Origin of the sequence: Virgibacillus sp. NKC19-3, assembly GCF_019837165.1 — a bacterium.
Lineage (GTDB): Bacteria > Bacillota > Bacilli > Bacillales > Amphibacillaceae > Virgibacillus_L > Virgibacillus_L saliphilus.
In genome coordinates this window covers 3,413,487-3,432,627 of sequence record NZ_JAGYHC010000001.1, presented here as the reverse complement: position 1 = coordinate 3,432,627, position 19,141 = coordinate 3,413,487, and the positions used below count along the sequence as shown (strand labels likewise).

General features: G+C 34.1%; 18 protein-coding genes. 12 read left to right on the top strand and 6 right to left on the bottom strand.

The window, feature by feature from the left end; genetic code table 11:
- The first annotated feature begins 15 nt into the window (after positions 1-15).
- The 6 genes from KFZ56_RS16395 (at position 16) to KFZ56_RS16370 (ending at position 7,291) form a co-directional block, all read left to right on the top strand.
- Complete coding sequence (locus KFZ56_RS16395; RefSeq protein WP_222643108.1) at positions 16-1,311, top strand: lipopolysaccharide biosynthesis protein; 1,296 nt, start codon at positions 16-18, stop codon at positions 1,309-1,311.
- Positions 1,312-1,376: 65 nt separating this feature from the next.
- Complete coding sequence (locus KFZ56_RS16390) at positions 1,377-2,492, top strand: polysaccharide pyruvyl transferase family protein (RefSeq protein ID WP_222643107.1); 1,116 nt, start codon at positions 1,377-1,379, stop codon at positions 2,490-2,492.
- A 122-nt stretch (positions 2,493-2,614) separates the two neighbouring features.
- Entirely contained in the window at positions 2,615-3,337 is a 723-nt protein-coding gene (locus tag KFZ56_RS16385) for a 7-cyano-7-deazaguanine synthase (protein ID WP_222643106.1), read from the top strand.
- Positions 3,338-3,422: 85 nt separating this feature from the next.
- The gene (locus KFZ56_RS16380) at positions 3,423-4,793 is read left to right on the top strand and encodes a UDP-glucose dehydrogenase family protein (protein ID WP_222643105.1); all 1,371 of its coding nucleotides are present in this window, start codon (positions 3,423-3,425) and stop codon (positions 4,791-4,793) included.
- Complete coding sequence (locus KFZ56_RS16375) at positions 4,774-5,805, top strand: GDP-mannose 4,6-dehydratase (protein WP_222643103.1); 1,032 nt, start codon at positions 4,774-4,776, stop codon at positions 5,803-5,805. Before KFZ56_RS16380 ends, KFZ56_RS16375 begins: the two co-directional genes overlap by 20 nt.
- Positions 5,806-6,190: 385 nt before the next feature.
- Positions 6,191-7,291 carry a beta family protein gene (locus tag KFZ56_RS16370; protein ID WP_222643101.1) on the top strand — a complete coding sequence of 367 codons (1,101 nt, stop codon included), beginning with the start codon at positions 6,191-6,193 and terminating at the stop codon, positions 7,289-7,291.
- 6 nt (positions 7,292-7,297) lie between these two features.
- On the opposite strand, the gene KFZ56_RS16365 is transcribed toward KFZ56_RS16370, so the two are convergent.
- Positions 7,298-8,116, bottom strand: a complete 819-nt coding sequence (locus tag KFZ56_RS16365) for a sce7726 family protein (protein ID WP_222643099.1) — start codon at positions 8,114-8,116, stop codon at positions 7,298-7,300.
- Positions 8,117-8,241: 125 nt separating this feature from the next.
- Here KFZ56_RS16365 and KFZ56_RS16360 point away from each other — a divergent pair, with 125 nt between their 5' ends.
- Positions 8,242-8,556 (top strand): type II toxin-antitoxin system RelE/ParE family toxin, encoded by a 315-nt coding sequence (locus KFZ56_RS16360; protein WP_222643098.1) that lies wholly within the window; start codon positions 8,242-8,244, stop codon positions 8,554-8,556.
- Positions 8,557-8,572: 16 nt separating this feature from the next.
- The gene (locus tag KFZ56_RS16355) at positions 8,573-9,640 is read left to right on the top strand and encodes a helix-turn-helix domain-containing protein (RefSeq protein ID WP_222643097.1); all 1,068 of its coding nucleotides are present in this window, start codon (positions 8,573-8,575) and stop codon (positions 9,638-9,640) included.
- 328 nt (positions 9,641-9,968) lie between these two features.
- Here KFZ56_RS16355 and KFZ56_RS16350 read toward each other — a convergent pair whose 3' ends face one another.
- On the bottom strand, positions 9,969-10,199 hold the full coding sequence (locus KFZ56_RS16350) for a helix-turn-helix domain-containing protein (RefSeq protein ID WP_222643096.1): 231 nt from the start codon (positions 10,197-10,199) through the stop codon (positions 9,969-9,971).
- A 128-nt stretch (positions 10,200-10,327) separates the two neighbouring features.
- On the opposite strand from KFZ56_RS16350, the gene KFZ56_RS16345 reads away from it, so the two are divergent.
- Positions 10,328-10,564, top strand: coding sequence for a hypothetical protein (locus KFZ56_RS16345; RefSeq protein WP_222643095.1), 237 nt, complete (start codon positions 10,328-10,330; stop codon positions 10,562-10,564).
- Positions 10,565-11,097: 533 nt separating this feature from the next.
- Here KFZ56_RS16345 and KFZ56_RS16340 read toward each other — a convergent pair.
- The 3 genes from KFZ56_RS16340 to istA form a co-directional block, all read right to left on the bottom strand.
- Positions 11,098-12,198, bottom strand: coding sequence for a hypothetical protein (locus KFZ56_RS16340; protein WP_222643094.1), 1,101 nt, complete (start codon positions 12,196-12,198; stop codon positions 11,098-11,100).
- Positions 12,199-12,331: 133 nt separating this feature from the next.
- Positions 12,332-13,096: an IS21-like element helper ATPase IstB gene (gene istB / locus KFZ56_RS16335; RefSeq protein WP_222640700.1), complete on the bottom strand. Its 765-nt coding sequence runs from the start codon at positions 13,094-13,096 to the stop codon at positions 12,332-12,334.
- Positions 13,093-14,679, bottom strand: coding sequence for an IS21 family transposase (gene istA / locus KFZ56_RS16330; RefSeq protein ID WP_222643093.1), 1,587 nt, complete (start codon positions 14,677-14,679; stop codon positions 13,093-13,095). Before istA ends, istB begins: the two co-directional genes overlap by 4 nt.
- Positions 14,680-15,147: 468 nt before the next feature.
- On the opposite strand from istA, the gene KFZ56_RS16325 reads away from it, so the two are divergent.
- Entirely contained in the window at positions 15,148-15,534 is a 387-nt protein-coding gene (locus KFZ56_RS16325) for a helix-turn-helix domain-containing protein (protein WP_222643092.1), read from the top strand.
- Between the two features lie 334 nt (positions 15,535-15,868).
- Here the strand turns inward: KFZ56_RS16325 and KFZ56_RS16320 are convergent, their stop codons facing one another.
- Positions 15,869-16,096, bottom strand: coding sequence for a helix-turn-helix domain-containing protein (locus tag KFZ56_RS16320; protein WP_222643091.1), 228 nt, complete (start codon positions 16,094-16,096; stop codon positions 15,869-15,871).
- 426 nt (positions 16,097-16,522) lie between these two features.
- Here KFZ56_RS16320 and KFZ56_RS16315 point away from each other — a divergent pair, with 426 nt between their 5' ends.
- Both KFZ56_RS16315 and KFZ56_RS16310 read left to right on the top strand, forming a co-directional pair.
- Positions 16,523-18,076 (top strand): ABC transporter substrate-binding protein, encoded by a 1,554-nt coding sequence (locus KFZ56_RS16315; protein WP_222643090.1) that lies wholly within the window; start codon positions 16,523-16,525, stop codon positions 18,074-18,076.
- Between the two features lie 141 nt (positions 18,077-18,217).
- A complete protein-coding gene (locus tag KFZ56_RS16310; RefSeq protein WP_222643089.1) occupies positions 18,218-19,141 on the top strand; it encodes an ABC transporter permease in 924 nt (307 codons plus the stop codon).

The window sequence follows — 19,141 nt, the reverse complement described above, 5'->3', positions numbered from 1 at the left end:
ACTCGAGGATTGCATATGGGAAATATCTTTAAAAAACTAATAAAATCAAAATTTGTAAGAAATGTATTCATCATGGCTACCGGGACAGCTGGAGCTCAGGCTGTAACCATGGCTTTATCACCTATCATAACAAGGCTATACGGCCCGGAAGCATTTGGTATAATGGGAACATTTACTGCTTTGACACAGATCATTATCCCAGTTGCAGCATTGACTTATCCTATAGCAATTGTCTTACCGAAGAGTGATAAGAATGCAAAAGGTTTAATAAAATTATCTTTGTATATCACTTTAGCTATTGCAGCAATTACAACTGTAATCTTATTGTTTTTTAATGATAAGATCGTCAATGTTTTTCAGCTAGAGGAGATTGCTCCTTTCCTATATTTAATGCCATTGGTAATTATATTTGCTGGAATTATGCAAGTGTGCGAGCAATGGCTCATTCGGACAAACCAGTTTTCAATTAATGCAAAAGCGAGTTTTTTGCAATCATTAGTTACAAATGGAAGTAAAGCCGGAATTGGCCTAATTTATCCTACAGCCACTGTTTTAGTTGTTTTGCAAGCAATTGGCAACGGTATAAAAGCATTTATGATGATTATGTTTGCGAGAAAGACTGATTATAAGAATGAAATGGAACCACAGGAAGAAGAGTTTTCGTCTATAAAAGAACTTGCTAAAAAATACAGAGATTTTCCAACATATAGATCACCCCAAGTCCTTTTAGGGGCTTTTTCAGAAAGTTTACCTATCCTTCTACTAACGACTTTTTTTGGTCCAGCATCAGCTGGTTTTTATAGTATAGGGAGGACAGTATTAGGATTACCTTCAAGACTGATAGGACAGTCAATAGGAGATGTGTTTTACCCTCGTATATCTGAAGGAGCAAACAATGGGGAGGATATAAGCCGCTTAATAACAAAGGCTACATTATCACTTGGGGCTATAGGCGTTATCCCTTTTGGAGCTGTAATTATATTTGGCCCTTGGTTGTTTGAATTTGTATTTGGTTCAGGCTGGGATGTTGCAGGTGACTATGCAAGGTGGATTGCTCTTACATCTTTTGCAGTGTTTATGAACAAACCAAGTGTTAGGTCAATGCCTGTTTTGAATGCTCAGCGATTTCATTTGCTATATACTATAATACTTGTGGCTACTCGCTGTTTAGCTCTTGTGATAGGTTTCTATTTCTTTAATAGTGATATTGTAGCGGTAGGACTATTTGGTATATCAAGTCTAGTATTAAACATTTGTCTATTTATAATAACATTAAATATAAGTAATAGGTTTGCAAAGATAGAAAGATAAAAGCTAGAAGCTTTCTAAATTTACAAGTAAAAAAGAGTAATTACTATTTTGGTAAAGGTGATTCAATGCAAAAAAAAGTAATGATATATGCTTATACAAATTTTAATTTAGGTGATGATTTATTTATTAAGTTATTATGTGAAAGATATCCTAAGACACAATTTTTTCTTTATGCGCCCCGTGAATATAAACATAATTTTAAGTCGTTTAGGAATGTTTCTATCTACTCGAGTAACAATTTTTTTATGAGATTGCTTAATTATGGTTTGAGAAAGTTAAAGATAGATTTTTCTATTCGTAATATAATTGCTAGAAAATGTGATGCTATCGTACATGTCGGAGGCTCTATATTTATTCAGAAAGATAATTGGACTGGGATACCAAATTATAAACAAAAGATAAAAGGAAAACCATTTTATGTTTTAGGGTCAAATTTTGGGCCTTTTCAAAACCAGCAATTTTTTACTGAGCATTATGAACTTTTTAAGAAGTATACAGATATATGTTTTAGAGATAAGTACTCTTATGGATTATTTAAAGACTTACCTAATGTCCGTGTGGCAGACGATATAGTATTTCAATTAAATAGAAAACGGTCAGTTTCAATAAAAAAACATATTGTTATCTCAGTTATAAAACCTTCTTTTAGAAAAAACTTACATAACTATGATGAAATTTACTACCAAAAAATTAAGGATATAACTATATATTTCGTAAATATGGGATATCAGGTAACATTGATGTCATTTTGTGAGAAGGAAGGTGATCAGGAAGCGGTTGAAGAAATTCTCCAAAAACTACCTGAAGAGATTTTTGATAATGTTGCGAAATACTATTATAAATATAATATGGAGGAAGCATTGGATATAATCGCGTCATCTTCGTACGTAATAGCTACAAGGTTTCATTCTATGATACTGGGATGGGTATTTAATAAACCAGTATTTCCGGTTTCGTATAGTAAAAAGATGAATAATGTAATGAAAGATATTGGTTTTCAAGGCTCATATATCGACTTAAAAGAAATTAATTCTTTAAAGCCTATAGATGTATATGAATGTATGGAAACAAATTCTGTGGATGTATCTGTACAAGCAAAAAATTCAAAAAATCATTTTAAAAAGCTTGATGAGTATTTGCTAAATTCCACTAATATGGGAACAGGGGCTAAATCGATATAAAACCTAATATTGAGTATGATTGCATTTTGGTTATTTTTAAAGAGGGATTCGAAAACTACTAAATGGCTTACAGGCATTTGCTGATTGATATGTAGATTTGAAGTAGGGAGCAGGGGATATAGATGCTAAAAAAAGTGTTATGGACTGGCGGCTGGGATTCAACATTTAGGGTACTGGATTTAGTGTTAAATAAAAAAGTAAATATACAACCTTATTATATAATTGATGAAAATAGACCATCAACTTACATGGAATTTAAAACGATGGACCGTATCATTGATATGATAAAAGAAATGGATGAATCAGCTTCTTGTAGAATTATGGAACGGATCGATATTAGGAAAAAGGATATATCCGATAATTCCAACATAACAAAGTCCTATCGCAGACTAGCTGATAGATCACATTTGGGTGCCCAATATGACTGGCTTGCCCGATATACAAATTCATTAGGAATTAACGATCTAGAATTATGCGTTCATACTGATGATACAGTAGAAGGATTTATAAAAAATGATGTTGATCTTGTTGATAACAATAATGATAGATTTTATAAACTCAAGGAATATCTGAGTGACCAAGACTTGGGTATATTTTCCTATTATCATTTTCCGCTATTAGATATGACTAAACTTGATATGCAGGAACAGGCCAGTATTAGCGGATTTAAACAGATCATGGAAGAAACGTGGTTTTGCCACTCTCCAATATACGATCAACCTTGTGGAATGTGTAACCCTTGTAAATACACAAGAGAGGAAGGATTGGGGAGAAGAGTTCCTACCCCAACGTTACGGATGAAAATAAAAGGCAACTGGAATAGATTGAAAAAACGATTAAAGTAATTGTTGTCTTTTTTGTTGATAAGTGCAGGGAAGGCGATCCATAGTAAAGGATCTAATAGATGAATAGTTACAAGGAGTGATCCAAATGCACAAAATAGCAGTAGCCGGCACAGGTTATGTAGGCCTAGTAACCGGGGTGACAGCCGCGGAGATGGGACATCAAGTAACCTGTGTTGATATAGACGAAGAAAAAGTAAACGTAATGAAATCTGGTGTTTCTCCTATTTTTGAAAAAGGGCTGGAAGAATTAATGCAGAAAAATTATGCTGCGGGGAGATTGGACTATACGACAGACTATGAATCAGCTTACAAGGGTGCAGACGCTATTTTTATAGGCGTTGGTACACCAGAACAAGCAGACGGTTCGGCAAATCTATCTTACATAGCGACCGTTGCAAGACAAATTGCGGAATCGGTGGAAAATGATTGTCTTATCGTTGTGAAGTCTACCGTACCAATTGGAACCAATGATAAGGTGGAACAGTTTATCCAGGACTTCCTGGTTAACGATGTAAACGTGGAGGTAGCTTCAAACCCAGAGTTTTTGGCTCAAGGGTCAGCTGTACATGATACATTGTATGCAGCCAGAATCATTATTGGTACAGAAAGCAAGTGGGCAGAGGAACGCCTGATGAATATCTATGAACCTTTCAACTTGCCGATTGTATCTGTTAATAGAAGGTCGGCTGAAATGATTAAGTATGCATCTAACGACTTCCTTGCACTGAAAATCTCCTACATGAATGATCTTGCTAATCTTTCCGAATTAGTTGGCGCGGATATTCAGGATGTTGCAAGAGGAATGAGCTTTGATGACCGTATTGGAAGCAAATTTTTAAATGCAGGTATTGGCTTTGGTGGATCATGTTTTCCGAAAGATACCAAAGCATTAGAGAATATTGCTAGACAGAACGGCTATGAGCTTAAAACAGTGAAGGCTGCTATTGATGTAAATAAAGAACAAAAGACTAGGTTATATCAAAAAGCCAGCAAGCGACTCATTACATTTAGCGGGCTGAAGGTAGCTGTACTCGGGTTAACATTTAAACCAGGAACGGATGATTTAAGAGAAGCACCTTCATTAGAGAATATTCCATTGCTGTTGGAGAAAGGCGCTGACATTTATGCGTATGATCCTGTAGGTGCGGATAACTTTGCTAAGTTCTATCCGGAGGGCAGAAATGGCAATGGAACGATCACCTATGTCTCTAACGTGGAACAGGCACTGCAGGATGCTAATGTATGCTTTGTATTCACAGAGTGGGGAGAGATCAAAGCAGTAACTCCTGAGATGTATAAAGATTTAATGCGAACTCCGTTGGTATATGACGGAAGAAATATTCATGAAGTATCCAAGATGGAAGAGGCAGGCGTGGAATATCACTCTGTCGGAAGAGAATCTACAAGTGTAGCAAGCAGGAAGGTGTCAAAGCAGAATGAATATCAAAACTCCTGATTCAAGTAAAACGTATCTTGTAACCGGTGCGGCCGGATTTATTGGATCTTTTCTAGCCAAACGGTTACTCGACCGGAATTGTCGGGTGGTAGGTCTTGATAATGTCAATGACTACTATGATGTGAGACTGAAAGAAACGCGACTGGAACAACTTACGCCTTACGATAATTTTACATTTATTAAAGCGGATATTGCGGAGAAAGATGGGCTTATGGAAGTTTTTGAGGAATATAAGCCAGATGTTGTGGTGAATCTTGCAGCACAAGCAGGCGTGCGGTATTCTATTGAAAATCCGGATGCCTATATCCAAAGTAATTTGATTGGCTTCTATAATATCCTGGAAGCATGCAGGCATTATCCGGTCGATCATCTTATCTATGCTTCGTCCAGTTCCGTATATGGAGCGAATAAAAAAGTGCCTTTTGAAGAGACAGATTTTGTCGATAACCCGGTGTCGCTATATGCATCGACGAAGAAGTCGAATGAATTGATGGCTCATACGTATAGTCATTTATATAAGATTCCAGCGACTGGGCTTCGTTTCTTTACGGTGTATGGGCCGATGGGACGTCCGGATATGGCGTATTTCGGTTTTACGGATAAATATTTTACTGGGGAGCCGATTAAGATATTTAATAATGGGGATTTTGAGAATGACTTGTATCGGGATTTTACCTATATAGATGATATTATTACTGGTATTGAGCGACTGGTAAGTGTTCCGCCGAATGGAGAGGATGGCGTGGCTCACAAGGTGTTTAATATTGGCAACAATAGCCCAGAGCGGTTAATGACCTTTATCGGAGCCCTGGAACAGGCCTTGAGTAAGGCGCTGGGTAAGGAAGTAGAGTTTAAGAAAGAATTTGAGCCGATTAAGCCAGGAGATGTGCCGGCTACATATGCGTCTACGACGCTGTTGCAGGAAGCTGTTGGGTTTAAGCCGGAGACTTCGATTGAGGAAGGGTTGGAGAGATTTGCTGAGTGGTATGTGGGGTATTATGGGGTGAAGTGAATTTAAGGGATCGTGAGATCCTTATTCCTCGTTCAGAAAATAGTCTTTTAAAAGTTCTTTAAAAATTAGCAGGAATTGACTCAGTTTATGTTGAATAAAGAAGAAATGGAGCATTATTTTGTTTTTAGATTGGAGTGATTAAAAATGTCATAAGAAGAGACCATAATTCAGCGTCGGACAAGGTAATAAAGCATCCAGATAAAGCCAAAGAGACTGGTGCATTAAACCAGACTCAAACACCCTGAAGTATGTTTGATGCTGAATGTATTAGAGAAGGAATATAGTAAATTTACTTACAGACTATATATTTTTATTCAATTTGGTTAGATTATTTGTTTAGTTCAATAAAAAATAAATTATGTCTTCAAATAAGGAGAAATAATCAATGTATATTCCTATTATGAAAAACAGACAAGAAGAAATGAGGGTTTTAAATAAAATGAATCCCTATTTTAATGATTCAATAATTCCATTAATAGAAATTTTTAAAGATGAGCATGAAGATAGATTTAAAAAAGATCCTATTACTGGAGATATTCTTTACGAATTAAAACCGAATAACAAAATAAGAACTAAAATCAAGCTTCCACCAGAAGATAAAGATATTATAACCTTACAGTTTATTCAAGAAAAAATTAATAATAAATATGCCTTCATAGATTTTTTTAGATTTACTATAGATGAGTATGACAGAAAAAAATTAGATTATAATAATATTAAGTTATCTCTACAGCTAAGCAGAGATTTCTCTTCTTATAGAAGTCGGTTATTAGATTTGGGAAACTATAATAATTTAATACCTGTCATTTCTATCAAAAGTGGGCTTGAAATTAGTGAGTTTGATTTAGATAATTTAATATCCGAATTGCGTAATAGTAACTCCTCAATATGTCTTAGAGTAACAGTAGATTGTTTTGACGAATACAATGATTTCATTGAAGATAACCTTACTGAAAATGATTTCATTATGTTAGATTTAAGAAGTAAAAGCCACGATTCCAAACAACTAGAATTGGAAGAATTCCAAGATTTAAATACGGGCGCAGTCAAAGTTTTACTTAACTCACCTCGACCAGTGGATAAACGAAATAAGGATTTTGATAATCTCGTATTTACTAAAATAATCAATAATGATGTGGCTACTGCATATCTCGATTATGAATTAAATGGGTTTGGAGATTTCGGTGGATTGAAAGATGATTTGCCCCAATCCTCTGGTAGTAATGGTACCGGGTCTGCCTTAGGATTAATTTTTTCAAAAGAACGTAATGCTTTTTTCTCAGTTGTAAATACAGATACAAGTATGGGGGTAAGGGGTTATAAATATGTGGCAGAGAATATCTTGAATCACAAACATATTTTAGATATTGACAACGATTGTCCAGCAATTGAAAGAATTAACCATATGAAAGGCACATTCGGAAGTTGGAAAGACTGGAACAATATAAATTTAACCCGATATATTCATCAGCAAGCGACAAAATAGTATACCTTAAAGGTATACTATTTTTGGAGATAACGGGTTTTTGTAAAACCATTGATAATCGATTTCTAATATTTCAGATCTGTGATTCATCAAAAAACTCCATTTATCTTGAAACTTATTTTTGAGACATTCCTTAAATAACTTGTTAATTTCCCTTGATGTTTTTTTAGCAATTATCCAATCAATCATACTATTTTTCTTTTCTAGATAGGTACAATTGAAAAAGATACTTAAATCTTTCTTTGTTAACGCGGATAATTGATAATAAGGTGATATTAACCCCGATTTAAGTGCATTTCTCCTTTTTTTGAAAATGTATTTACCAGTATTAGTAATATAATATGTATAGGTTCCACACTCATCAGGTAAGTAAGGCAGCATTCTAGAATAATTATTCACTGAACAAATTAAAAATACTTCATCGAATACCCTTAAATAATCATACATTTGTTGAGATAAACGTGTTGGAGTATCTAACTCTGTTTTTATTTCAAAGGCGATACTTTTCCCGTTTATTTTACATAAATCTATTCTGCTGCTGCCTACTTTTAATTCAAAGATAGATACATGATTATTCGATTTAAACAAAACATTATTTAAAAATGTAGATTTAATAGCTGTTTCGTTTGGATAATGAAGTAAAATGAAATTATTAATAAATTCTCGAGGACTTAAATCAGTCTCATTAAAATCATTTAAAAACTTCTGATCAAATTGTTCAAACATCTCATTTTCAATAGTTGCATTACTAAAAGAAGTCGAATATTTATTAGATAAAAATTTCCCTATTTCAAAATACTCACCCTTCTTATCCACATTCAACATTCCTCCACCCCCTTTTTAAAATATTATATACCTTAAATTATAGTTAGTCCAATCTTTTAAAATTGACCTTTGAGGTTAATTTATGATAGTGTATCTATAGTTATACTTGTGAAAGGGGGTAGAAAATGAAGATCTCTTATTCCAAAAAGAAATTAGAAAGAATTCTAACCAATGAACGATTAATAAAAAAGCACTACACTCCTTATTATCAAAAATTACAAAATAGATTATCTGAATTAAGAGCAGCAAATAACTTAGCTGAAATCCCGCATATTCCCCCACCACGTAGGCATAAACTAGTAGGGAACTACGAAAATTGCTGGGGAATTGATGTTGCAAAAAATGTCCGTATTGTCCTTAAACCTAATCATGAAAATACTAAAATTGATGCAGCAATTATAAATCATGTTGAAATAATAAAAATTGAAGATTATCATTAAGAAAGGAGGAACATTTTTGAGTAAAGAATTTATTGTACCTACAGGCTCGATCATTAAAGAATATCTTGATGAATTAGGAATGAGTCAAAAAGAATGTGCTAAAAGAATAGGTTCTAGCGAAAAACATTTCTCTAATATAATAAGTGGTAAAAGTAGGCTAACTGAAGACGTTGCCATAAAGTTAGAAAATGTCATTCAAGATGCCCCTGCTTCTTATTGGTTAAATTATGAAATTAAGTATAGAGAATTCAAAAAAAGAGAAGAAGCTAAATTAGAAACTTATACTAATGATCAATTGGAAAAACTGTCAAAGCGATTTAATTTTAATGCCATTTTTAATGGTTTAGATTGGAGTTTATCCAAGCAAGCAGATGAAATGCTAAAACTTTTAAGAATAAGTGATTTTGAACAATTTGAAGCAGTTTACTCCGATCTTAGCATAGACTTTATGGAAGATGGAGGAGAAAAAGAAGCAATTGCTATTTGGCTTAATTTAGCTAGAGAAGAAGTGGAGATACAAAATAAGGATATAGATGAAATTAGTTACAATAAAGAAAAATTGATGAAATCTCTGTCTAAATTTAAAAAAATTGCTCTAGATAGTGATTATGAAAGTTCAATAAAAAGCGCGAGAAAATTGCTTAATAGGCTGGGTGTATATCTGGTTTTCTGTGATGCTATAACAAATAGTAAAGTTAGAGGGGCTTTAACAACTTACAGAAAACATCCAGCAATTTTCTTAAGTGGGAGATTTAAAACTCACGACCACGTGTGGTTTGCTTTAATGCATGAAATTGGCCACCTCCTATATCATTATATAACAACTGATACACCAATAATTAGCTTTGAGGATGAATTAGAATTAAAGGAAATTTCTACTAAAGAAGGAGAAGCAAATGAATTCGCGCGTGATTTCTTTATCGACATTGAAGATTATAAAAAATTTATTGAACACCAAAAATTTGATAGAATGAATATCGAGAAATTTGCTGAGACACAACAGATATTACCTGGTATAGTCGTTGCAAGGCTTCAACGAGATGGCTATTTAATGTATGATCAATTAAACTTCTTAAAAACTTAAAGTATACGATTGATTTACTATCTATATAAAAAAGACTAGGACAATACTCAGTAAATGATTAAAAAAGTGGCCCTATCGTTCAATTTGCGGGGATGAGGGTGCCACTTTTTCGTTTTATAAACAAAAATACTTATAGCTATCCGCAATCGGTGAGGAAGCCGCTTGCGCATTCGGCTCAGTTTAATCATAATAGAGGGACATGTATCATATGTCCCCAATAGATTGGAAATAATCACTCCAGCCCAATACTAAGCCATAGTAGGCATCTTGGCGTTGTCTAGTTATTCTTTAATAAGAGCGGTAAAGACCATGTCATTATTGGTAAGATTTAGTGGCAGTAACCATCATCAATCTTCCTAAGTGTAATAATCTCATTAATATCCCCAATCTCTAATGCACCAGCAATTTTTTCAATATGCTCCAGCTGAACTCGTTGTCTTTTGCCACTCGCCAGTTCACTGAGAGTAGCCCGGCGAATGCCGGTTAACAAATGCAGCTGGTTTATGCTTAAGTTATATCGGTTTAGTAACTCATTTAACAGAATCTCTACTTTTACCAAGTTTTTTCCTCATTTCAATATTAAAGGTTGACTGTACTTATAAGCGTACTATATAATATAACCAATAATTGTACGCCTATAAGTACGAATTTTGTATTACCACAAAAAATATTGAGAGAGATGATCCTATGGAAAAACAGGAATCTACTATGCAAATCCTGTTAGAAGAATTAAACACATCCTTAATTTTAACCGATATGAAAAGTCGGATCGTTCAGACCATGTGCAATTTGATCGATGACGAGGTGTATACCAAGAGTGATGCTGTTTATGCGTTGCTGGAAGTAGTGGCATTGATCGAATTGGAAGAGAAGAAGGTTAAACCAAATGACTTAACTGGTGCAGGGGGAAGGGAAGTTCATTAGAGGGCCACCTGTTTTATTGTGATATGAAGTTCCCGCAGTGTTATTGATCAAGGAGTCTATTAACTGCTAAAAAGTAACTACGGGGGATTAAGATAAATGACATTCAAAGATTTATTTTTAAATAGGAACGTTGAGGTAGAGGTTGATTTGCAACCATACGGTGAATTATATGTCATTAATGGTACCAGCATTCAATACTGAATAAAGACAAGAGACAACACCGCCTTGACTATGTTTTAGAGCCACCTCCTATATAATGTACTTGCACTACAGTGTGCAAATGTATTATATAGGAGGTTTTAAGTGATTAAGCCTAAAAGAGACAAAAGATTAGAATGGAAGAGCGGTATGATGCCTGAAAATGTAAACGTCAAATAATCCTCATCTGAGTACAGGTAGGGATTATTTGATGCTTACTACATTATTCGAAAAGATTTGACCTTTGCAAAAAACTCCACGGGTATTAGGGTAATACTTCTTTCATTTGAGTGATTAAAGTATTAAGGTTATTGCTGTTGCATAATTTTCTGCTTTTAGTCATCCTTCTTTTTTTCTAACAACTCCATAATTAATCCATAATAGATTCTTTCTAAGGTAATTCTTTGGTCGAAGTCTTCTGCGAATTCAGTTGTCTTCTCTAATAAGTCAATAATTCCCATGGTTTTATTCACAAGATTATCATCGTAATAAGTTTTGAAGCTTTTCTTTGTTTCTGGGCTTAGGTCCTTTTCATTAAGAATTTTTTCAAATAATATATATACTTGATTAGAATCAAGAACTTTGATTTCTTGTATTGCCTTTATCATACCAAGTGTTTCCTTAAATTTATTATCTAGTTGCTCTATCTCTTTCATTTTAGAGAACATTGTCTCAACCCTGGATGTATGACGAACATTTACTAATGCATCACTTATATTAGGGATCATACCAAATTGATTAGTATGATTTTCGTTTACAATCTTATATCTTAATTCAAAAGTAAAAGCCTTTTCTTTGATTTCACTATTTGATATAAATAAACCAACGTATAAATTGCCTAAACCATCTATATTAATCGATTCTTCATTTTGGAAAATTAGTCTAAGCTCTGAATCACTTAATTGCGCGTTTTCAAGTTTAAAAACAGTACCTTGTTTTTTTGCGTACTGATGAAGGTAAATAATCGCTAGGTAAATGACTACATTATTATCATAATTCTTATAAAGGCTAGAGGTCATCGCTCTTATCTTCCAAGTATTATTACTATCCTGTATTAATCTATATTGCTTTAAAATATCAGGATGTTTATTTAGCATTTCATCAATATTTTCTCTAACTAAGTCTCTAAAATCCTTTTCTAAACAATACATAACATAGTCGTATAATTTAAAATTAGACTTCAAAAAATCCTTAGTAAATTCGTATATCCCGGTAGCTGTGGTCTTTTCTTGTCCTTCTTCTAATAAAAAAGAGAGGATAATCTGTTTTTTATCCGAAAATCCTTGATACTCTAGATTATCAAACTTCTCAACAATATCTAGTTTTTGCGCGTCAATAAATTCATACGCTTCAAGTAATTCTGCTACCCCCTTAAGGATTATTTTATCTGTCAAATCACCGACTTTAGCCAAGGGTAACTCTTTATCAATTTCCAAGTCTATCGTATTACCTTCTCCTTGGGTTTTAAGTAGGTGTTTTAAATCATCAATTTTTACAAAATCATACCCTTTATAAACTGTGTTAGTTTTATATTGTAACCGTCAAGTTAAATTGAACACTTTTTGCTCATTAATTTTGAACAGTTTTGTTATCAAATATTGAGCTTCTGTGTTTTAATCTATAGCTGTCGCCTCCTAATTGAATTACCTCAGCTCGATGAATGATTCTATCTAATATTGCTGCGGTAATCGCTGGATCTCCTAACAATTCACCCCAATCACTAGGGCCTTTATTTGATGTTAATATTATCGATGATTGATTGTATAAATCGTTTACCAGATGAAAGAAAAGGTTCGCTTCTCGTTGGTCCATTGCCATAAACATAAGATCATCTATAATTACCAAGTTAGAGTTTCGAATCCTTTTTAGTCGTATCTGGGATTTACGCGTTATTTCTTCTGTCTTCAGTACATGGATTAGTTCTCCCATGGATATGAATGTAACTTTATATCCTTCGTGAATTGCTTTTATTCCTAGGCCGATGGCTAGGTGGGTTTTGCCGACGCCAGTTGGTCCTAAAAGAATTAGATTGTAAAGTTGATCTAACCATGTTAAATCAGTTAGTTGATGGAATTGTATTTTCTTTAAAGACGGTTGTTCGCGTAATGAAAATTCATCTAATGTCTTATAGGTAGGGAATGTAGCCCATTTCAAGCGTTTTTCAATTACCCTTTCTTTCCGCCTTTTCTGTTCATAAGACATTATATCTAATAGAAATTGCGTATACGATTGGGCCTGAGTTTCCGCCTTCTTTATCAGCTCCGGTAAGTGTTCGGACGTTTCAACGAATCGTAACGTCCGAAGGATTGCTTCTAGCTCCTTATACGAACTCATGAAGAATCACCTCCCTCCATGATTTCCATGTATACGGATAACTCTCTTGTGGGAGGCTTTACATCTAATAAATGCGATGATTCGTGATGTAATGCTTGTATTTTGCTCACTGGTTTGGGCATTTCGACTGGTCTCTGGGCTATTAAATGATTTACCATGTCATGAAATTCCGACGCGCTATAAAACTTTTGTTCAACACACAATGGGAGTGCTTGGTTTATATAATCCCATGGGAACCTTTCCCACAGCTCATTTATTAGCTGGAGTTGATCTCGTACGTATCTTGGATATTGACTTTTTATCTCTTTTAAATAGTGTAGAGCTAATGATTTATCTTCAAATTTATCAGCCGTACTTTCGATGTATGCGGGTATACCTTTTGAACGATCCCTTTTATGAGCACGTTCTTGAATTAATGCTCCTTTTTGATTTGAAATCTCATGTACGCCAATTATTTCTCCTGTTTCGGAGTCAATTATACGTAGTGTGTTTTCTTGAATTCGTAATTGAACATCCTTACCGAAATTGCTATACGTACCTAACGGTACAGAGTACCGATTAGCTTTGTATAAAATAGTATTGTCCTTTCGCACAACCCTTGTTATACTTGAATCTGAGTTTAAATATGTTTGCTTATCATTGGCTGGTACCGAGATAAGCTGCCTGACTGGTCGTAGATACTGTTTTTCCTCTTGGAAAACTTCGACCGGTCTTTTCTTTGTGGTATTGTGCATCTTACCGTTTCCCCTGCGCTCAAGCCATAACCTTCCTTGTTCATTCCAGTCATCTAAATTCGTAAACAGACGGTGCTTTGCAAAGTTTTTCTTAATAAATCCAATCACATTTTCAATCTTTCCTTTGCTTTCAGGGTCAAAACCTCGACAAGCATAAACCTGAAATCTCTCGTCATTACGATAGGACTCAAATTGCTTTGTATAGATAATATCCCCATTGTTCTCACTTACGATAATAATGTTATCCTGGTCATAAACCATCTCCTTCGGTTTTCCGCCAAATGCACGGAATGCATTTTCATGTGCATTTATAAGATCTCTTGTAGTAAAAGGGTGATTCAACCATTCCATGTATTTATATCTGGAATGAGAAAGGACAAACGCAACTACATAGAGTTTAACGGATTGACCTTGAGCATTTTTTTGCCAACATTGGCCAAAGTCTACTTGTGCTTGAAAACCCATTGGTAAATCCGGAATAGCTTCATATACTCGCTTACTAGTTGTTTTAGGAATATTGTATTCTTTACGTATTTCTCCTACATGACGACGAACTGTACTTTCACCAACTTTCAGTCCAGAAATTCTTTCATCTAGCCAATCAGATACTTGAGCTGATGATAAATCTGGGTGCTCTCTTAACCACTTTAATATTTCTTTTTCATATTTATCTAATTTACGTGTTCTTTTCTTCGTAGAAGCCATCCATACAGCCATTTCTGCTGGATCCCTTTTTAAATAACTATTTACGGTTCCCCTAGCAATCCCTAATTTTTTAGCTATCTTACTCTTTGAAAAACCTAATTCTCGTAACTGGTGAACCTGACTATACATTTTCCACTTTTCCACCTTTTGTTCCCCCAATGATGATAAATTTAACTAATCTATCATACTATGGAAGGTTAAGATACTGGGCAAAAAGTGTTCAATCTTATTGAGCAATAATTGACTATTTTAGTTTAGCAGTTACATTATATAAGTGATTATACAAAGAACCAACTCCTCGCTAAGGTATTTTATTATACTATAGCAGGCTATCGTATTATTTTGTATTATTTTGTTTTCTTAAAACTTAATAGATTGAAATAATGACATTTTTTATTATTTCAAAGAAGTGCTATCGCATTATTTCGGGTACAGTTTTATACTGTTAGTAATACGAATATCCTTTATCCGCAACTGCTGAATGAGAAGGTGAAATCAGAGGTGTTAACAACATAAACTTGTGCAAAACTAATTACTAGATTTATTGTTGTATTAAGCTATCACAAAAACATATGATTGTATACTTCCCTCATAGTAGGGAGGGTATTATATATGTATTTGTTAAGTGAGCGTCTTAAAGATCTACGTGATGAACTTCAGCTAGATCAAAAAGAAATGGGTGAAAAAGTAAACCTTTCTTCGAGTGCGTATGGATATTATGAACAAGGGCGAAATGAACCTTCGTTGGAAACTTTAATGAACATAGCGAAAATCTTTAATGTATCTACAGATTATTTACTTGGATTAAGTCATACACGTGAAAACCCCGTATATTATTCGGTGTCTGATACAATCAATTTGTCTAATGCAGAAATGGACACATTACAAAAGTTGAAGGATACAGGATTATTGGAAGAATTAAGTGAAGATCCATCAAATAACGTTGATAGACTTCATCGATATTGGCAATTTATTAAACATGAGCGAAGTAAAGGATAATTTAGCCATTATCTGTCACAATAGAACCGCTACTTTAGGATAGGATCCATTTAGAGATTCTTTTATAATGCTCTCAATTAATTTAGATATATTAAGCTGATTGAAAACAGGTTGTCTTGATTCATGAAAATGAATAGCCCCCTTGTAAGTAGTTAACTCAACTATTTACAGGGGGGTTCACTTGTTTAGTTCCGATTTTATAAACTTCCAATACCTAATAAGGCGCTCAATATTTTCATTTGGTTCCTCGCTTAGTTCATCAAGTAATTAGTCTCTTTCATTTTCCGTATTACTGCTATTTCAGCTTCATTTAAGGACAGATCCTCTGAAATAGTTAACTCCATAGGATGGGGGTCGGATTATCAATTATTCCAAATAAATAATCTGCAGAGATATCAAATGTAGCGGCTACTTTTTGAATGGTTTCTAAAGATGGCTCATTTCTTCCTTGTTCATAATAACCATACCCGCTAGTAGATACGTTTAATACTTGTGCCATTTCTTCTTGTTTGTAGCCGCTTTCTATACGAACATCTTTTAGTCTTTCTCTAAAAATCTCCATATTGATTCTCCTTGTACCCCTTCTACTAAAAATTATACAATAAGAAGTTGGAAAATCGCCTAATAACAATAAAATGTTGTAAAATATATTGACATACAACAATTAGTTGTTTATAATGAGTGAAAATAGATAGGGAAGGGGGAAGGGGGAAGGGGGAGGGAAAAACTAAAAATCAAATAACGTTTTAGCAATAATAGAGGTAAGAGAAGAAGTGTATGGATGTGTATTTTTAATTATTTTGAAAGCGATTTCAATATAATTTCATGGAATTTATAGACTGAAGTGATTCCCAACTTTTTACTGGAAATTCGGCTTGAAAGAGGTGGTGATTTTCTGTTCTGTTTTTTATTCTTTTTGCAAAGAAGAGCATGACAATTAAGTCTAAAAACTTTTTAGGAATCTATTTTATATAAAGGGAGGGCTAATATGAGGAAAAAACGATTTTTTCTTGTCCTGTTTACAGCATTAGTAATATTTGGTTGTAGTAACAGTGATGTTACAAATACAGCAGATGAAAACACTAATGATGACAATACTTTAACAATTGCTCAGGGTGCTGACTTACAATCCTTTGACACTGGAGATAATAGACATACTCCTTCAGATGTCATTTTAAGAAACATGTTTAATCGTTTATTTAAACGTGATAATCCAGAGAGTATGGAAATAGTTCCGGAGTTAGTTGAAGATTACGAAATGGTTAATGAAAACACATGGTATTTTAAGTTAAAAGAGGGAGTTACATTCCATAACGGTGATCCACTTACAGCTGAAGATGTAGAGTTTACTCTTAATAGAGTAGCAAAAGATGATGAGGTATCAGAAAACGTATATTTTGGACCAGTGATCGATGATGTAAATGTAATTGATGAATTAGAATTTGAAATTAAGACTAATGGACCTTCGCCAACATTGCTTACTTTATTATCAAAAAGTGGAAGCGACATTTTACCTAAAAGTTATATAGAAGAAGTTGGTTGGGAGGAATTTGGCGAAAATCCTGTTGGTTCTGGTCCATATAAATACGTAAATTGGATAAAAGATGACCGTGTTGTGTTAGAAGAGAACGAAGAATACTTCGGTGGAGATATAACTTGGAATGAAGTTGTCATACGTTCCATTCCTGAAAGCTCCACCAGAGTTTCCGAGTTATTAGCTGGTGGTGTAGATATGATTATGAATGTTCCTCCAAGTGAATGGGATAGAGTTAATGATGATGAAGATTTGACTATTATTAAATCTCCCACTTCAAGGGTAATGACACTTATTGCTCGCACAGGAGAAAATTATATTACAAGCGATCCAAAGGTACGTGAAGCCATTGACTTAGCTATTAACAAGGAAGTATTAACAAATCAAATACTTCAAGGGTCTGGAATTCCGCTTAGAACTCGAGTTGTTGATGCTTCATTTGGTGCAAACCCTGAATTGCAAAATACTCTTGTATATGATCCTGAACGTGCTAAACAACTTTTGGAGGAGTCTGATTACTCAGATTCTGAATTAGAACTAACATTACAATCACCACAAGGAAGATATTTAATGGATAGTGAAGTTGCTGAAATGATAGCAAATATGTTATCCGAAGTAGGTATAAAGGTTAATCTACAAATGATGGAGTCTAGTAGCCTTTCTAATGCTTATTCGTCAGCAGAAAATGAAGAGTTAATGCTCATTGGTTTAGGTGATCCTATGATGGATGCGTCGTATTCTCTAAATCATTTTCATTCAGATGATGCTATTCGTCTCATGGATTATAGTAATAGTGAGGTAGATGAACTGTTTGATTCTGCTAATTCCAACATGGATTCTGATGAACGGGAAAAACAATATCAAAAAATCCAGGAAATTATTGCTGAAGAAAGACCGCAAATATTACTATATTCGGAAATGGCTAATTATGGTACTAATTTATCAATATCTCTAACTCCGTATATCAACGATGAAATAAGATTTAATGACATAGAAAAAGTGAATTAGGAAAGTTATAACTAAATAATCTAGAAAGATAGTATTTCAATAGTCATTGGAGTTTTTTAATACTACCTTTCTACTTTAAATTCGCTTACAAAAGGAATTAAAAATTTATATTGATTAATTTATTGGTGGTGAGACTTGCTTATGAGAGTTTTTCTATTTAAAAAGCTTTTCGAAGTAATGTTAGTTCTTTTTATAGTGTCCTCAGTTGTATTTGTATTAGTGTATATCGCGGGTGACCCGGTAGCTTTAATGTTACCTGACGGTGCAACACAAAATGATATAGAGGCGCTAAGAACGTCGTTGGGGTTAAATGATCCGTTTATTCTACAATATTTTAGGTACATTGGAGATCTATTACAAGGAAGTTTTGGGGAGTCATGGAGATATAATGCAGAAGCTCTTCCGATTGTTTTGGATAGGTTACCAGCGACATTTGAATTAGCCTTTTTTTCCTTATTGGTAGCATTGCTCATTTCCGTTCCTCTTGGGGTCTGGTCTGCTACTAAAAGAAATTCTGTTTTAGATGTATTTATAACTGGTGGTTCTGTACTAGGTAAAGCGATGCCTAATTTTTGGCTAGGTATTATGTTGATATTATTATTATCAGTTACATATCAAGTCTTTCCAGTATCAGGCCGAGGGACTTATGCTCATATTGTATTACCCGCTATTACTATGGGAACTGGAATAGCATCTGAAATGACAAGATTACTGAGGTCTAAAATGATTGATATTCTCAGTCAAGATTATATAAGAACTGCTAAAAGCAAAGGACTAAGAAAATATATTGTTATTTACAAACATGCGTTAAAAAATGGACTTAATCCAGTTATAACTATTCTGGCATTACAAACATCCACAGTGATTGGTGGTGCACTAATTACCGAAACCGTTTTTGCTTGGCCGGGGCTAGGGCAACTTTTAGTTCAGGCAGTTTACGCTAGGGATATGGCCATAGTACAAGCATCGATTTTCGTTGTAGCTTTTTTAGTGATTTTAATGAATCTATTTGCAGATGTGATTTATAGGGTTGTTGACCCTACAATTAAATATTCAAAGGGGTGA

Excerpts from the sequence above, each read along its gene's own strand:
- KFZ56_RS16345 (WP_222643095.1), top strand. The coding sequence starts at position 10,328 with ATGGAAAAACAGGAATCTACTATGCAAATCCTGTTAGAAGAATTAAAC.
- KFZ56_RS16320 (WP_222643091.1), bottom strand. The coding sequence starts at position 16,096 with ATGGAGATTTTTAGAGAAAGACTAAAAGATGTTCGTATAGAAAGCGGC.
- KFZ56_RS16385 (WP_222643106.1), top strand. The coding sequence starts at position 2,615 with ATGCTAAAAAAAGTGTTATGGACTGGCGGCTGGGATTCAACATTTAGG.
- KFZ56_RS16325 (WP_222643092.1), top strand. The coding sequence starts at position 15,148 with ATGTATTTGTTAAGTGAGCGTCTTAAAGATCTACGTGATGAACTTCAG.
- KFZ56_RS16360 (WP_222643098.1), top strand. The coding sequence starts at position 8,242 with ATGAAGATCTCTTATTCCAAAAAGAAATTAGAAAGAATTCTAACCAAT.
- KFZ56_RS16310 (WP_222643089.1), top strand. The coding sequence starts at position 18,218 with ATGAGAGTTTTTCTATTTAAAAAGCTTTTCGAAGTAATGTTAGTTCTT.
- KFZ56_RS16315 (WP_222643090.1), top strand. The coding sequence starts at position 16,523 with ATGAGGAAAAAACGATTTTTTCTTGTCCTGTTTACAGCATTAGTAATA.
- KFZ56_RS16380 (WP_222643105.1), top strand. The coding sequence starts at position 3,423 with ATGCACAAAATAGCAGTAGCCGGCACAGGTTATGTAGGCCTAGTAACC.
- istB (WP_222640700.1), bottom strand. The coding sequence starts at position 13,096 with ATGAGTTCGTATAAGGAGCTAGAAGCAATCCTTCGGACGTTACGATTC.
- KFZ56_RS16365 (WP_222643099.1), bottom strand. The coding sequence starts at position 8,116 with ATGTTGAATGTGGATAAGAAGGGTGAGTATTTTGAAATAGGGAAATTT.
- KFZ56_RS16390 (WP_222643107.1), top strand. The coding sequence starts at position 1,377 with ATGCAAAAAAAAGTAATGATATATGCTTATACAAATTTTAATTTAGGT.
- KFZ56_RS16375 (WP_222643103.1), top strand. The coding sequence starts at position 4,774 with ATGAATATCAAAACTCCTGATTCAAGTAAAACGTATCTTGTAACCGGT.
- KFZ56_RS16395 (WP_222643108.1), top strand. The coding sequence starts at position 16 with ATGGGAAATATCTTTAAAAAACTAATAAAATCAAAATTTGTAAGAAAT.
- KFZ56_RS16370 (WP_222643101.1), top strand. The coding sequence starts at position 6,191 with ATGTATATTCCTATTATGAAAAACAGACAAGAAGAAATGAGGGTTTTA.